The sequence below is a fragment of the Gemmatimonadota bacterium genome, assembly GCA_009838645.1.
In the GTDB taxonomy this organism is placed as follows: domain Bacteria; phylum JAAXHH01; class JAAXHH01; order JAAXHH01; family JAAXHH01; genus JAAXHH01.
Window position 1 is genome coordinate 1 of sequence record VXRC01000025.1, and the last position, 14,860, is coordinate 14,860.

The following is a 14,860-nucleotide window of genomic DNA, read 5'->3' on the forward strand; positions in this document are numbered from 1 at the left end:
GAGCGGGTGGGGAGTATAGAATAGCGCGCTGGTGGTGCGTTTCGCAGCCGTTCCGCTCGGGCTTAACGGCCTTACTCCAGGTTCATCGCATCCACCGGACTCAGCTGCGATGCCTTCAGGGCGGGATAGATTCCGGCGCAAAGGCCTATCGCCAGAGAAATCGCCAGCGACACGAGGATATTCGAAAGCGAAGCTCCGCTCGTGAAGGCAAGGTCCCACACCTGATTCATAACCAACGAGAACACCGAGCCGAAGCCCAGTCCCAGCGATATCCCCAGTAACCCGCCTAAAGCGCTGATACAGGTGGCTTCCAGCGTAAACTGATTCACGATATCGACATGTCTTGCACCGACTGACTTCCTGATGCCTATTTCCCGCCTCCGTTCAGTGACGGAGACCAGCATCATGTTCATGATCCCGATTGCTCCCACCATCAGCGAGATGCCCGCCAGGGCGGCAATCGATGATTTGACCGCGTTGATCACGCCTCCGATCTGGTCCATGGCGTCTTTCCCGCTGACGATGTCGAATCCGGCCTCATCGCCATGGATGGTACTCAAGGCGGCCTCGATTTCGCCCACCGCACGGTCCATGACACGCGCATCCGCCACCTTGATGGACAGAAGATCGAAGCCTTCATGGCCAAGCATCCGTTTCTGGACCGTTGTAATCGGCACGAAGACCCGGTTTCCCCAGCTCTCGTTGAATACCGTCTTTGGCTGCATGACGCCGATCACGGCAAACCGCTGACCATTCAGTTTCAGTTCCTTGCCGACCGGGTCGGCATCGTCAAACAGTTTGGCGGCCAGCTCATCGCCCAGCACGCATACTTTGCGCCAGCGTATCACGTCGCGGTCGACAATGAACCGGCCCGTGGAAACCGGCCACTGGTACAGGTCCGGAAACGATGGCGTTGTGCCGTACACCATCCCGCCATAGGACGTTCTCGCGTACCTGAGATCCGCGTTCAGCGTCGCGGCCGGGACCACCTGGCGCACTGCGTTCGAGCTTCTGCCGATTTCCAGCACGTCCTGCCAGACGAGATGTTCGTAATCCGATACCTCGAGCCACTGTCCATCCTGGTTTACGAATCTCGATGGACTCACCCATATCATGGTGCCGCCGCGCACGGATTCGAATTCCTCCATCACCATGTCGTGAAGCCCTTCGCCGATCGCGATGATGGCGGTTACGGCGCCGATGCCGACCGCGATCCCCAGCAGCGTCAGGACCGAACGCAGCCTGTAGTGCGCGAGATTGGCAAACACGGTCTGGATATGGTGCGGTATGGACACGGACGACAGGGTCCTTTGAGGTTAAGGGTGTTTCGCGGTCAGCGCGATATGAACCGCTCTTGCATCCAGTGCGATGCGCGCGCCGGGTTCAATGCCGGACAGGATCTCCACGTTTTCGGTCGATTCGATACCGATCTCGACCATGGCGGATTCCAGGTACGATTCCGGACACCTCCGCAATTCGGGGTCCGCCGATGTGCAACGATAGACCATGTGCCGCCTGCCGGACGCCGATCCGGTCAATGCAGAATCAGTCTGTTCGATGTTTGCCCCCCTGTTGTCGGCCATTTCCATGACGGAAGAAGCGGGCACCAGCACCGCGTGGTCGTTTTGCTCCAACACGATGTCGATATCGCAGGACATGCCCTGGTGCAATTCCATCGATGGATCAGATATCACGATTTCGGCATCGAACGTGACGAGCGTGCCGCCGGGCCTGCGCACACCGACCGGCGCGACGCGCTCCACCCGACCACGGTACATCGCGTCCGGGTAGGCATCGACACGGATCCGCACGTCCTGTCCCGGCCTGACCCTTCCGGCGTCTATTTCTCCAATCGCCGATTTGACGATCATCCGGTCCGGATCGCCGATCCGGAACATCTCCGTGCCGCCGGTGTACGACGAGGTGCCTGACGCTACGACTTCGCCCTCCTCCACCGCGCGGGCAATGACGATACCGTCCAACGGCGATATGACCCGCACGGCGTCATGGGTTTGGTTCGAATCCACCTCGACGTTCACCTTCAGTTCCAGAATCCTGAGTTCGAGCTCCGCCATGTCGAGATCGTGACGGGCCCTGGTGTGTGCGATCCTTGCCTGTTCGAATTCCTCGGACGATATCAGGGACCGCTCGTAAAGCTCGCGCTTTCGCTCAAAGTTCAACTCCCTTTCCGTAAGATCGATCCGGGCGCCGTCCACCCTGGCGCGCTGCCGGGACAACTGCAGGGACTGGGACGGGTCCGGCTCTATCACGGCAAGTACGTCCCCCGCTGAAACCCGATTCCCGACATCGGCGTGAATATGCCTGACTTCCCCGGAAATCGTGGGCTTGACCATGACGGTTCGGACGAACTGGATGGTGCCCGTCTCCGCCAGGATCTCCGAGATCGATCCGTGTTGTACCTGGAGGATCCGAAACGTGGCATCCCGAGCCGTGGAACTGAAAACGAAATACACCAGAACGGCTACGAGGCTGCAGACCGATACACCAGCAATGACTAACCGTTTTTTCATGACCAAAGTGGTTCCCAATAGCTACACGTAAACGGTGCCGAGCAGTTCGATCGTCCTGCGAATGACAATCCACATGCCCCACACCAGTCCCAGCGCGAGCCAGGTGAGCCAGGCCGATCCCCGGAAAGTCCGTGCCAGGCCGAGGCCCAGCAGGAAAAGAAACCAGATTCCGAAGAGATCGGCGCCTGGCAGGAACAGGCTCCAGAGGGTTTCGGGGTCCGCCTCACCGAGAAACACACCAGGATGGATGGGGGGATCGAGCGAACCGGACAGCAAGACCAGCGCGGTCTTGACGATGGTTTCAGGTACGAGGACCAGCGAGGCGTAGGCGGTTATCGGAAGGACCTTGCCGTAGGGCAGCAGCTTGCCGAATATCATTTCACCGCAGTGTTTTCCCACCACCGACCACGCAGCGACCATGAAGCAGACGCTCGCCGGCAGGACGAAAAGGCCGATGAGTTGACGATGGTCGAATCGCACGGCCTCGCGCAGAATGACGGATTGTTGATCTGCGCTCAGATCCGAATAGGACTGGAATTCGGTCTCGATCAACGCCCTTTCCCTATCCAGCGCAACGGGCAAAGTGACGATTCCGGCGCACAGGACTACCGACATGACCAGGATCAGCGCCAGCATCCACTCGGTGGTGGATTGTCCTGTTTCAAGATCCGCAAAGGCCCTCCCCGGCCTGTAGAGAACCTGGAGCCATCGCCCGGGATATCTTGCCAGATCCGTGGAAGCGCTCATGGGCATAGATCCCCCATGATGACCAGATGGTAGTAGCTGTGTCCGCCGCCCGACCAGAATGGACTGTCCCAGGGCCAGAACCTCCACCAGACCGGTTTCGTACGGGTATACGCACCCCGCCTGTAACTCTCCAGGAACGTGCTTATGTGATGCGCCGTGCTCGTGGACAGATGCCGGCCGACTCTCTTTGGATGGGATTCCACACCCAGGTAGGAACGAATCATCAGGCTGTGCTCATCGATCGGAAGCGCGTCGACATTCGCGACGTACCACTTGAACACGTAGTAGAAGTGGTTAATGAGGAAGTACTCGACGTTCGACACGTAGAAAACGGATACGCTCGTACCGTGGGTTTCAGCGAACGTGCCGATGGCCCTCAACGTCTTCCCGCCCGCGAAGTTCCCCACTACGGGAATGATCAGGTTTCTGAGATGGAGGTTCTTCACAAACCCGAATGCATCTTCGGTACTCAGGAAACTGGCGTATTCCCCTTCTTTCGTCGTGCCCGACATCAGGTCCCTGAACGCAGGATAGGACAGGCCGTTTCCCAGGCGTGTTTCGGCGTACCGGATCGAAAGTTGTTTTTCGAAGAACGACCGGTAGATGTAGAGCATCTTATTGAGATCGTCCCGGTCTTCGATCCCGTACCGCCTGACTTCCCGCCGCAGCCGCTTCCAGTTTTCTTCAAATTGCAGGGAGTCGGCTGTGGTCGATGTCTCGATGTAATCCAGGACTTCCGAAATGGAGGCCGTGTCTTCCGGTCGTCCGTTCGCAACCGATTCGTCCTCCCGGTACTGCCTGCTGAACAGCAGCATCAGGAAGGACGTTCGGTCCCGGGCCAGGGTAAAGAGGGCTTTGTAGAGGAGATGCTGGAGCAGGTTCTCGCGACGGATGTCGACGATGAATGCGATATCCGGTCTCGAGACGGCAATGTAGGAGAAGTTCTGCTCCGTACCGACGCCGATGTAGACGCCGCCGCGTCTACCCAGTTCGATTACCGTAGGAACGACGTGCAGGTAGGACGATTCATTGGTAACGAAGTTGTCCCCGGGGAAGTGACCGGGCGCTTCGGAGAACGCGGTCATGATCCTGGCGAATTCGGACAGCGCCAGGGAGTCCGGCACGGCCCCATGCGCAGCGAAGCGCAGTTCGAGCAGGACGCAAAGTGCCGTCAAAACTAAAAGTCGATAAAGTTTCAATGTAGGGATGTTTCCTTTTCATCGGATTAAAACTCGGCTATTTCGAGTTCAACTGTGCAACGCGGTCGAGGCGATTCTGCAGGGTGGGGTGGGTCAGGAATATGCGGGCGAACTTCCGTGGAGTCTTCATCCGGTCATTCAATTGATGCAGGCGGTAGAGGGCACGGCTGTAACACTCTACCCCCACCCATCCGGCCGCGGTAGCATCTGCTTCGTATTCGTTACGTCTCGACAAGGGAAACATGACACAGACCATAACCAGCCATACATTCACACCGCCAATCAAACCGGACGCCCACGTCTTGTGGGACTCATCCAATGCATCGAAATAGGCACTGAAATCCATCAGATACCCAATGATCTGAATCACGCAAATCCACAGAATCCCGGACAACAGCATCTTGAACAAATGTCTGTGACGTATATGCGCCACTTCGTGGGCGAATATCGCCAGGATTTCGTCTTCCTTCATTTTCTCCAGCAGTTTGTCGGTAAAGAATATGTACCGGCCTTTTCGAAAGAGGCCAGAAACCATGGCGTTCGCCGTCCTGCCTTTCATGGCGTATAATGTCTCTGCTGTGATGTCCATTCCGGTGACCGCTAGCAACTTCCTGACCGACCGGTCCAGACGATCATCCTGTAACTCGAAACCTCGGAAGATGAACCGTGTCAGGTAGGGAAAACACAGATATCCGCAGGCGTTGCCCACGGCGGCCGAAACGATGACCAAACCTACTACTGCGATCGACCCACGCTCGAATAGACCTGGAGCCGACTCTTCCGCCACGTTAATCGTTGCGATCAAGATGCCTGCAAACACGAGCGCGGCCAGAAACATGCATGCCATCGCTACGCCCATGTCCAGTCCGAACTCGACCAGTCTGTCACGCCAGGTCAACCGAATCGTTCCCTCTTCATCCGGCAGACTTTCGACGGCGTCGAGGCTTCTTTCATTATCGGAGTCAATCATCACAGCGTCTCTCTTTTCCTTGTCTATTTAGAAGACAATCGTGGTCATGAACACGTGCAGGCTTGCGTAGGCTGAGAGTATCCCGGCGCACTTCAACCGGGACAATGCACTTAACCGGTGGACCACTTCGCAAGCGACCGCCAGGGTAAGGACATACGCCAAAGAACGACCAAGTCGCATCCATCCGAACCATCCCGAATCCTGCATTTTACCGATTTCAACGGGTAATTGTTCTATCGTGGGAATTGAAGCCAACCCCTCGTGGGTCATGGCGTCGGAGAACAACACCAAAAGCATTACAGCACACGCTGAATACAATGCGAGCGGCAGGTATCCGATACTCAGCCAGCCGAACAAAGCGCGGTGATTCCGTCGGCCGTTCAACAGCATTACAGCAATGACAATGAACGCCCATCCCAGCACGAATGTGGCGATGTCACCGAACACGACCCCCACCGACGTGCTGATACTCATAATCGTTAACACCTGGTCATATGCACTGGCCAGTTGTTCGGGAATCTGTTCTGTGACCGTGCGAAACATCATGTATACGGTCAGAACATTGGTAATCAGGTAGGTTACAAAAACACTTAAACCGATCCAAATGGACTCCTTCATTCCGATCGATGAGATTCTGTCAACAGCCCAACCGGGATTTCGCATAATCGTTCCTTCAATTGAATACGGCCGCAATCTGACCGGTTATGTAGGTCTCCACCATGGAGGCTGCGAGCACAAGCAAGAGCCCCGCCGTCAATCTTCGAACGTTCAATGACAGCCTGTCCATACTGAACGACCAGTCATCGAATCTCAGCTTTCTGTATACGATGATGAATCCTTCGCAACCCACGGCCGCTATCATGGCGAATCCGGCGAGTTCCAGCAGTCCATGAGGCACCGTAAGGGCGGCCGCCCTTTCCCACGACATGCCAGAATCCATCACACTTCGTACAACCCATCCTATACTCAGTCCGATCCAGGCCAGATTCGCCATGCTCATGAATCCCAGCGATAGAACCCCCGTCAGAAGAACGGCGCAGACTTTCAAATTCGTTCCAATGATGAATTCCCATTCATCGTGTCCATCGAGGAAAACGCGGGGGAGCAGGGTATTTGTGTCTGCAGCATGGTCCGGAGCGCCCGCAGGTCCCGTGTCCAAGGGAGACGATCTGCCGATTACAAGGCCGGCAAGTATACAACACACAGCGAGTAAAAAGGGTACTTTGTTGAGGCGGTATTCGTTCATCGGCATAGTTAAAAACCAGGTTAGTCTTGATTCCTGTTTCTGGTTATAGAACGCGATGTGTTATCAGCCTGATCGAATGCCCATCCAGGCGAGGAGGGGGCGCGACGCCCCCTCCTCCTTACCTTAAGGCCCTAATAACCGAGTGCAAAGCCAGCAACCAAACCACCAGCGCCGATTCCTGTGCATGCGGCAAGGCCGAGACCGACCTTTATTGCCCAACCGCCGGCTATTGTTCCAAGTACACCGGCGGATGTGTTTATAATATCCTTGCCCGTCAGGCAGTAGATCAGGTTCGGCGTCGCTACGACACCGGGCGTTTCAGCCAGCGTTGCGTTGGCCGTCGAGTTGACGCTTGCGCCCGCGATCAGGGCGAACATGAACACGGAGAGAATGAGCTTTTTCATGATAATCTGTACTCCTCGATTGCTGGTTTGATCGAACGTGTATCGAACGAATAACAAACGTGTGTAATTTACCTTTCGAACGCAATTGGAATTCCGTCAGCCTCCTTTCCTCTTCGATTCAGGTTCCATCCTCCGTTCTCCTCCGATGCGGACCTCATTCTCTGCGCTGGTACCAGGGAACTCGGTTACAGGTCTCGGAATGCGCGGTTCCGAGAGCGCTTCGATCGTCAAACGGAAACTCGACCTGATGTGGTCACTGAATCCAGCATCTGCCGCGCGGTCTAAATGGATTAGTCCTTCGGAATTTTGCGATTCTCGCGATAAATCTTTTTTTTTTCAATAAAAAAGCCCGGCGATCGTTCCGCCGGGCGTTCGAAATCCCGCTCGTAGGCCTGTATACCAGGCTATCTGGCCTCATCCTCTCCTTTGATTCACTCGCTTCTCGTTTTCCCTTTCGAATGCACGGAGTTCCTTCATATCCTACTCCATGTCCCCCTCCCGCACCGCCTCCAGCAGCGCTTCCCGCGTCATGCCTCCGGGAGGCGTGTTCAGGCCAGATTCCTCGCCCGGGTCGGCGACGAGCCAGATGCCGCGCTCGAGGGCGTAGCCGCCTCGAGCGGCGGCCTTTCTCAGGAGATCCTGCAGGTCTTCTCCGCCCATCAGGCCCAGCAGACCGACGGGGATCACCCGGGCGGAGACGCCCCGGTCGCGCAGGAAGCCGGCGAACCAGTCCGGTGGACGTTCGTAGGAGAAGACGAGGAAGGGGCGTTCCGGCGTGCCGGCGCCTCTCCAGAAGCCCAGGCGAAACCAGTTCAGGCGCAGGGAGCGGACGAAGGCGCCGTGGCGCAGGAGGGGATTGATTGCGTCCATGGACTGCCGGTAGAGCACGCCGAGGCGCTCCGCGTTGGCTTCCTGGAGCTGGAAGTAGGTCTCCAGGTATCCCGATTTCAGCAGCCACTCGAACCGGTCTTCCCGGTCCAGCCCCATGAGCGACCTGAATTCGTCGCCGTGGTACAGTCCGTTCCGGACGAGATGGCGGATGAAGTACCGGAAATGCAGGTCGTCGAAGGCGTCGGTCGCGGCATAGGCCTCCGCGGGGCGCGTGATATGGGGCTCCCAGTCGTGCACGATGGCCTTCAGGGTCCGCTGGCCGCGGCTGTGCCGGGCGATGGCGCGCGACGGCTCGAAGACGTGCCGGTTCAGGTAGGCCATGTCCAGCCGGGAGGGCAGGCCGACCGCGTCTCCCCGGGCGTCCCGGGCGGCTTCGTAGCCGCCGGCGATCTCACCTGCGCGCGGGGCGCTGACGCCGGCGTACCAGGCCGTCGCCGTTCCTCCCAGGCGGTTGAGGATGGGCAGGGCCCACGATTCGAAGCGCACGTCGCCCGTCGTGACGGCACCCCCGGTGTAGCTGGCGGCCGGCGCCACGGTCCAGAGGAAATCCATCCCGAGACCGGGCAACATGCCGGCGAGATCGTCCATATGCTCATGCCGCCGGGCGACGAAATCCCAGACGCCTCGAAGCGGAACGGCAGCTTCCGAGGTCGCGCTCGGGCCCGCGCCCGAGGCCGCGCTACCTGCGTCACCCGCACCGGACGCCGCGCTGCGGATCACCCGAACCCGTTCGGGCAATACCGGACCTACGGACACGTTGTTGAGGGAGATATCCGGTTTCCGGTTGCCGGGCATCTGGGCCGTGGCGTACCCGTGGCCGGGAGACCAGTCCCCCGGGGAATCGACCAGTGCGCGGACGTACTTCGCGAAGCCGCCCGGAAAACCCTCCAGTCCTTCGGTGCCGGCTCCCAAGGGCGAGATGCCCAGGGGCGGCAGGGGCCGGTCGAGTCCGGACAGCACCTGCCGGTCCACGGCCAGAACGAATCCCTCGTTCAGCCGCCCGGTCCGTCCCGCGGCCGCCACCGCCAGGCGGCCGAAGGTCTCTTCGTCGTCCCGCATGGACGCCAGGTCTTCTACGGACCGGATCTCCTCCCGGATCTCCCGGTCGGCGAAGGCGGCGGCGATGACCGCCACCGGAACGCCGACCAGCGCGTATTCGGAACCCCAGCGGTTGCCGGACATGCGCACGGTCAGCGTGTCCTTCGCGTCCGAGACGACTTCCACCCTGCCTCTGAATCTTGCCGTGGCCCAGTCCACCGGGACGGGCTCCCGGTTCCGGTAGTACAGGCTGGGGCGCAGTTCCTGGTCGCCTCGCAGCAGCAGCTCGACCTCCTCCCCCGGCACCGCGCCATCCGGTGGGATGCGCAGGGTCCTGCGGACCACGCGATATTCGGGTTCGGGCGCGGATTCGGGTTCGATTTCCTCACCGGGGGGCGGACCTTCGGGTTCCACGAGCAGAGGTTCGGCGGAGGCGCCCACGAGCAGGCGGGTGCCGGCGCGGGCCGCCACGATGCCGTCCAGGCCCCGTCCGGCCGGATGGCCGGAGGCCAATTCATAATGCACCACGGGATTCAGGACGGGACCGGTTTCATGGTCGGCGTTCAGCGCGTGCAGGTTGATGTCCAGGCGGGCCAGGATCTCGTTGAACTGGTACCGGTCGTGGACGCCGGGAATGACCTTCCTCCTTTCGCCGTAAGGCCCGTCGGAAGGCATGGCCAGCACGAGCACTTTGCCGCGCGAGACGAAGTTGATGGCCAGGTCCACTTCCTGGATGCTCATGCCCGGATCGCCGCCGCCCAGCAGCACGATGGCGTCGTAGTCCCGGGCATCCCGTTCCACCATGGCGGGGTAATACGGCCGGTAGTCGACGTCGAAACCCGCTTCCGAGAACGCGCGGATCATCCCGGCGTGCTCAACCGGATAGGCCATGGCGTAGTCGACGACGAGCAGGCGGGTACCGGTCTCCTGCTGTGCGGACGCCTCCTGCCGGGCGGACGCCTCCTGCTGTGCGGACGCCTCCTGACGGGCGGACGCCTCCTGACGGGCGGACGCCTCCTGCTGTGCGGACGCCTCCTGCCGGGTGGACGCCTCCTGGCGCACAGACACCTCCAGCCGCTCGCCCGAGGCGTGCAGGGGCGCCAGGCAGCATATCAGGAAGGGAATCAGGTAGAAATCCGGTTTGATCTGCATGAAGTTCATTCCGATGCGTTGTTTCAGGCCGACTTTCCATATTACAGCCATGCCGGGGTGATCACAAGCCGATAAACCGCGTGGCGCCCGGTGATCACAGGCCGTGTTTTCCCGGAAATCCAACGGGCGGTGTCCTGTTGTCGGCAGGATGTCCGCACTGTCGCCGGATACGCTAAATGAAAAACCACAGGCCGGTTAAAAACCAGTTTTTTAGTGACAAACGTGTGTAATTGCCGCGATATTCAGAGACAAACATGCGTATTCCCGCTTATTGCGGAATATCGCGATGTTAAGCGCGTTTACAGTAAACCCGTTTCCAGTCCGTTCGGCCGGATGGTCGAACTTACGCAAGGGAAGGAGTGAACGAGTGGTGGACATCCATGAGAGGTCAGACCATTGAGTGCGCGCGACGATCCGGTGCGGGATTTACAGGCGGTGCGCGCTCGCAACGACGCGCTCAACGAGGCGGTCCTGCGTATCAGCGCCAGCCTGGACCTCGAGACGGTCCTGGAGGAGGTCGTGGAGCGTGCCAGCGCGCTTACCGGAGCGCGCTACGGCGCCATCGCCACCGTCGACAAGGCCGGCGTGCTCAAGGACTTCGCCACCACCGGTCTTTCCGACGAGGAGCATCGGCGCCTGTCCGAATGGGGCGATTGGCCGCGAATATTTGAACACTTCCGCGACCTGGCCGGTCCGCTGAGACGGGCGGAATTATTGGAATACGTGGGTATGACCGGCTATTCGGCGTTCATGCTGCCGGACGCCTGTGCCTTCCAGGTCACTCCGATGCGTCACCGCGGCGCACGGGCCGGAACCCTCTTCCTGGGGGGAAAAGCGAACGGCGGGGAATTCACGGACGAGGACGAGGAGGTCCTCCTGCTGTTCGCCTCTCACGCGGCCACAGCGATCACCAACGCCGGCAAGTACCGCGCCGAGCAGCACACCAGGGCCGACCTCGAATCGCTGGTCGAGACTTCCCCGGTAGGCGTCGTGGTGTTCGAAGCGGGGACCGGCAGTCCAGTGTCGATGAACCTGGAGGCGAAACGGATCGCGGAAAACCTGCGCCTTCGGGGCAAACCAATCGAAGCCATACTCGAGTTGGCGACCTGCCGCTTCGCCGACGGCCGGGAAATCGCGCTGGACCAGTTCTCCCTTGTCCAGGTGCTCCGCAACGCCGAGACGGTGCGAGCCGTAGAGGTCGTGATTTCCATACCCGACGGCCGCAGTGTGACGGTGCTAGTGAGCGCCACCCCGATCCGCAACGAGGACGGCGCGGTGACGTCGATGGTGGTCACCATGCAGGACCTGGCGGCGCTGCAGGAACTGGACCGGACGCGGGCCGAGTTTCTCAGCATGGTGAGCCACGAGCTGCGTGCTCCGCTGACCTCCATCAAGGGATCGGCGACGACGGTGTTGAACGCCTCGCGGGAACTGGATCCGGCCGAAGTGCGTCAGTTCTTCCGGATCATCGATGAACAGGCCAATCTCATGGACAGTCTGATCGGCGACCTGCTCGACGCGGGACGGACCGATACGGGCACGCTGTCGGTCACCCCGGAACCCTCGGAGGTGAGCTTTCTGGTGGACCAGGCCCGCAACACTTTCCTGTCGGGCGGCGCCAGGCACAACGTCCTCATCGACCTGCCGCCCGATCTGCCCCCGGTGCTCGCCGACAGGAAACGCATCGTGCAGGTGCTGAACAACCTGCTGTCCAACGCCGCCCGCCATTCGACGGCAACGGCCCCTATCCGCATCTCGGCTGAGCGGGACGGCGTGTACGTCGCAGTCACGGTGGCCGACGAAGGCCGGGGCATTGCACCGGAACTGCTGGGGAGGCTGTTTCGCAAGTACGGGCGCAGCGAAGTAGACTCCGGCGTGGCCGGTGGACTGGGCCTTGCCATCTGCAAGGGGCTGGTCGAGGCGCACGGCGGGCGCATACGGGCCGAAAGCCCGGGCGTGGGCAAGGGCACGCGCTTCACCTTCACCATACCTGTCGCGGATACGGGCGCCGTAGACACCGCGGCCGGTGATGCCCGGCACGCCCCGGGTCAGGTTTCCGATGGACGCCAGCCGACCTCGGTGCTCATCGTAGACGACGACCCGCAGACGCTGAGTTACGTGCGCGAAGTCCTCGCCGACGCGGATTATTCCGCCGTGGTGACGGCCGATCACCGGGAAATCTCGAGCATCATCGAAGCGGAGAAGCCCAAACTGGTCCTGCTCGACCTGATGCTGCCCGGTTCCGACGGGATCGAACTCATGCGGACGATACCCGAGCTCGCTACCCTGCCGGTGATCTTCATTTCGGGCTACGGACGCGACGAGACGATCGCCAGGGCGCTGGAGGCCGGCGCCGAGGACTACATTGTCAAACCTTTCTCGCCGACCGAGCTCACGGCTCGGATCGGGGCCATCCTCCGCCGGCGGGCCAATCCGGATCGTTTCGTGCTCGGCGAGTTGGCCATCGACTACGACCGCCGTGAAGTCAAGCTCGCGGGTCGGCCGGTGGCGCTGACCGCTACCGAGTACGAGGTGCTGCGCGTGCTTTCGCTTAGCGCGGGGCGGATCGCCACCTACGACACCTTGCTGCGGGAGATCTGGGGCAGGCGCGGCCTCGGTGACGCGAGGCTCGTGCGGGCCATCATCAAGCGACTTCGCAGAAAGCTCGGTGAAAGCGCCGACGACCCGTCCTACGTCGCCAACGTGCGCGGCGTCGGCTACCGCCTGATCCGGCCGGGGGATGGGTAGGGGCCCGCCGTCCAACCGCTACCAGTCGGACGGATCGGGAATCCCGGTGCTGACGATGACCTCCAGGCCGGGTTCGGGTAGTGCGCGTCTCGCGGCCTGCAGGGAGGACCCCGGCCCGGGCCAGTCGTCCAGGACGCCGCGTAGTTCGCCCGTGTATCGATCGAGCAGGAGTGCGGTGGACCGGCCGTCGTCCCGGTTCATCACCGCGAATCCCTCGGGCCCGGACAGTTCCAGGTGTTCCAGCCAACCGGACCAGTCCGTCCGAACGGGGACCGAGAAGACGAAACCGCCGCTTCCACCTTCGCCACACCCGGTCTCCTCCATGGAGAACCTCAAATCGAAAAGCACGTTGCCTTCGGCGTCTCCCGCGGCAAGCCGGTATGGCCCGCGTCCTCCGGGAAGGGACGGCGGCGCGTCGACCACGAAAGCAGGCTCGAGGTAGAGTTCGCCGTATTCGTTCCTGCCTCCCCAGACCAGCAAGCTTCTCCCGGATGGCGAGGGTGCTGAAGCGAATACGGGCTCGCCTGCCAGAATCTGCCGGCGGTTTATCATCTTCACGAAGCTGTAGTCGCTTGTCCAGTCAGGCGGTCCGCAATAGGACATGAAGTCGGGCATCGACGAGGGTACAAGCTCGTCGTTCCTGTGATCATACCCCCAGACACCGATGCTTCCGTCCGGATAAGGGAAATTTAACTCAAGAAACGATGGTCCTCCGCAGGGAGCGTGACCCATGGCCAGATTATGCCCCAATTCGTGTGCCATGAACGCATCGTTCAGCTCGGATACCGTTACAAATCCGGGTCGCCGGCCAAGTCCCCCGCCACGGGTGACAATGCCCATGTAATAGTCGCTCGAACCGTCCATGGTGCGCGTCAACGCCACCCTTTCCAGGGTCCTGACCGAACTTACGGGATCGAAGGAGACCGCCACCGGGTTGCGGATTTCGACGCGGAATTCGTTCACGGGAAGGCGGTCTTTCGAAGCGTTGAAGTCATCCGAATCCGCCGAAAGGCTTTGAACCGTGGACACCAGGCCCATGTCCGGGTTGTCCTTCCAGTAGAAGGGCACGACGGTCAGATGGAAAGGCGGCATGTCGACGACTTCCGCGGACAGCCGTCCCGATGCAGGAAGGCGGCCTGATGAACCCAGTTCGATGACCATCTCCAGACCCGGTTGGATGACCGAACCTGGAATCGGCGCGTTGGACGTGGCCTCGCTGTCGCCCACATTGAGCAGCGCAGAAATAAACTTGTTTGTATTCTCCATTTCTGCGGTGAAAACCTCGACATCGTCATGAAAGATACGCGCGGTGACGTGAGGCATAGGTACGTTGGCATCCGTTTCCGACGCGATGAAGACACGTAGCAGTGCGTCTCTTCCCGCCACCAGGGGAACGGAGCCATCAAGCGTCTGGGTCGCCTGGATGAGCACGGCCGTCGATTCCGTCAAAAACCCACGGCAGAAGTCGACGTCGGCCATGGGAATAGCGTGCAACCAGTCTTGGGTTTCGGTATCCTCCCTCAGGCACAGGCCGATTCCCTCGAACCGCAGTTCGTCCAGCATCAACTGTGTGAATGACGGCGGCAGTACGCCAAACATCCCCCCGTTGCCTTGCAGGTATAGTTTTTTCAGTTTTGAGAGTCCTCCCAGGGATTCCGGCACGTTGCCGATAAATCCGTTATATTGAAGGTGCAGTTCCTGAAGGTTCTCAAGATCGCCCAGTTCCTCAGGGATGATCCCGCTTAACTGGTTCCGGTTCAAATACAGTTTTTCGAGCCGGACAAGCCGGCCCAGTTCGGGCGGGATTTCGCCCGTCAGTCCGATGTTGCCCAGATAGTCTCTCTTCCCCGAACCCGAAAGAGAAAGAACCAGCAGGTTTTCGAGCTGGCCCAGTTCAGGAGGGATTTCGCCCGTCAACGCGTTTCCGCCCAGGT

Annotated in this window: 11 protein-coding genes; 1 reads left to right on the forward strand and 10 read right to left on the reverse strand. The window is 60.3% G+C overall.

What is annotated here, in order from left to right:
• Window positions 1–71: 71 nt before the first annotated feature.
• From F4Y38_07450 to F4Y38_07490, 9 genes are all read right to left on the reverse strand, one after another.
• Entirely contained in the window at window positions 72–1,295 is a 1,224-nt protein-coding gene (locus F4Y38_07450) for an FtsX-like permease family protein (protein MXY49125.1), read from the reverse strand.
• 21 nt (window positions 1,296–1,316) lie between these two features.
• Entirely contained in the window at window positions 1,317–2,531 is a 1,215-nt protein-coding gene (locus tag F4Y38_07455) for an efflux RND transporter periplasmic adaptor subunit (protein ID MXY49126.1), read from the reverse strand.
• A gap of 21 nt (window positions 2,532–2,552) precedes the next feature.
• Complete coding sequence (locus F4Y38_07460) at window positions 2,553–3,278, reverse strand: hypothetical protein (protein MXY49127.1); 726 nt, start codon at window positions 3,276–3,278, stop codon at window positions 2,553–2,555.
• Window positions 3,275–4,453, reverse strand: coding sequence for a hypothetical protein (locus tag F4Y38_07465; protein ID MXY49128.1), 1,179 nt, complete (start codon window positions 4,451–4,453; stop codon window positions 3,275–3,277). Before F4Y38_07465 ends, F4Y38_07460 begins: the two co-directional genes overlap by 4 nt.
• Before the next feature lie 61 nt (window positions 4,454–4,514).
• Window positions 4,515–5,450: a M56 family metallopeptidase gene (locus tag F4Y38_07470; GenBank protein MXY49129.1), complete on the reverse strand. Its 936-nt coding sequence runs from the start codon at window positions 5,448–5,450 to the stop codon at window positions 4,515–4,517.
• 24 nt (window positions 5,451–5,474) lie between these two features.
• Window positions 5,475–6,110, reverse strand: a complete 636-nt coding sequence (locus F4Y38_07475) for a hypothetical protein (protein MXY49130.1) — start codon at window positions 6,108–6,110, stop codon at window positions 5,475–5,477.
• Window positions 6,111–6,120: 10 nt separating this feature from the next.
• Window positions 6,121–6,699, reverse strand: a complete 579-nt coding sequence (locus tag F4Y38_07480; protein ID MXY49131.1) for a stage II sporulation protein M — start codon at window positions 6,697–6,699, stop codon at window positions 6,121–6,123.
• 125 nt (window positions 6,700–6,824) lie between these two features.
• The gene (locus tag F4Y38_07485) at window positions 6,825–7,097 is read right to left on the reverse strand and encodes a hypothetical protein (GenBank protein MXY49132.1); all 273 of its coding nucleotides are present in this window, start codon (window positions 7,095–7,097) and stop codon (window positions 6,825–6,827) included.
• A 480-nt stretch (window positions 7,098–7,577) separates the two neighbouring features.
• On the reverse strand, window positions 7,578–10,178 hold the full coding sequence (locus tag F4Y38_07490) for a hypothetical protein (GenBank protein MXY49133.1): 2,601 nt from the start codon (window positions 10,176–10,178) through the stop codon (window positions 7,578–7,580).
• 396 nt (window positions 10,179–10,574) lie between these two features.
• Here F4Y38_07490 and F4Y38_07495 point away from each other — a divergent pair, with 396 nt between their 5' ends.
• Window positions 10,575–12,926, forward strand: a complete 2,352-nt coding sequence (locus F4Y38_07495) for a response regulator (GenBank protein ID MXY49134.1) — start codon at window positions 10,575–10,577, stop codon at window positions 12,924–12,926.
• A gap of 18 nt (window positions 12,927–12,944) precedes the next feature.
• Here the strand turns inward: F4Y38_07495 and F4Y38_07500 are convergent, their stop codons facing one another.
• Window positions 12,945–14,843, reverse strand: coding sequence for a hypothetical protein (locus tag F4Y38_07500; GenBank protein ID MXY49135.1), 1,899 nt, complete (start codon window positions 14,841–14,843; stop codon window positions 12,945–12,947).
• Window positions 14,844–14,860 lie beyond the last annotated feature (17 nt).

Bases quoted from the DNA above. Each gene is read 5' to 3' on its own strand.
- F4Y38_07455 (MXY49126.1), bottom strand. From the start codon at position 2,531: ATGAAAAAACGGTTAGTCATTGCTGGTGTATCGGTCTGCAGCCTCGTA.
- F4Y38_07490 (MXY49133.1), bottom strand. From the start codon at position 10,178: ATGCAGATCAAACCGGATTTCTACCTGATTCCCTTCCTGATATGCTGC.
- F4Y38_07485 (MXY49132.1), bottom strand. From the start codon at position 7,097: ATGAAAAAGCTCATTCTCTCCGTGTTCATGTTCGCCCTGATCGCGGGC.
- F4Y38_07475 (MXY49130.1), bottom strand. From the start codon at position 6,110: ATGCGAAATCCCGGTTGGGCTGTTGACAGAATCTCATCGATCGGAATG.
- F4Y38_07480 (MXY49131.1), bottom strand. From the start codon at position 6,699: ATGCCGATGAACGAATACCGCCTCAACAAAGTACCCTTTTTACTCGCT.
- F4Y38_07460 (MXY49127.1), bottom strand. From the start codon at position 3,278: ATGAGCGCTTCCACGGATCTGGCAAGATATCCCGGGCGATGGCTCCAG.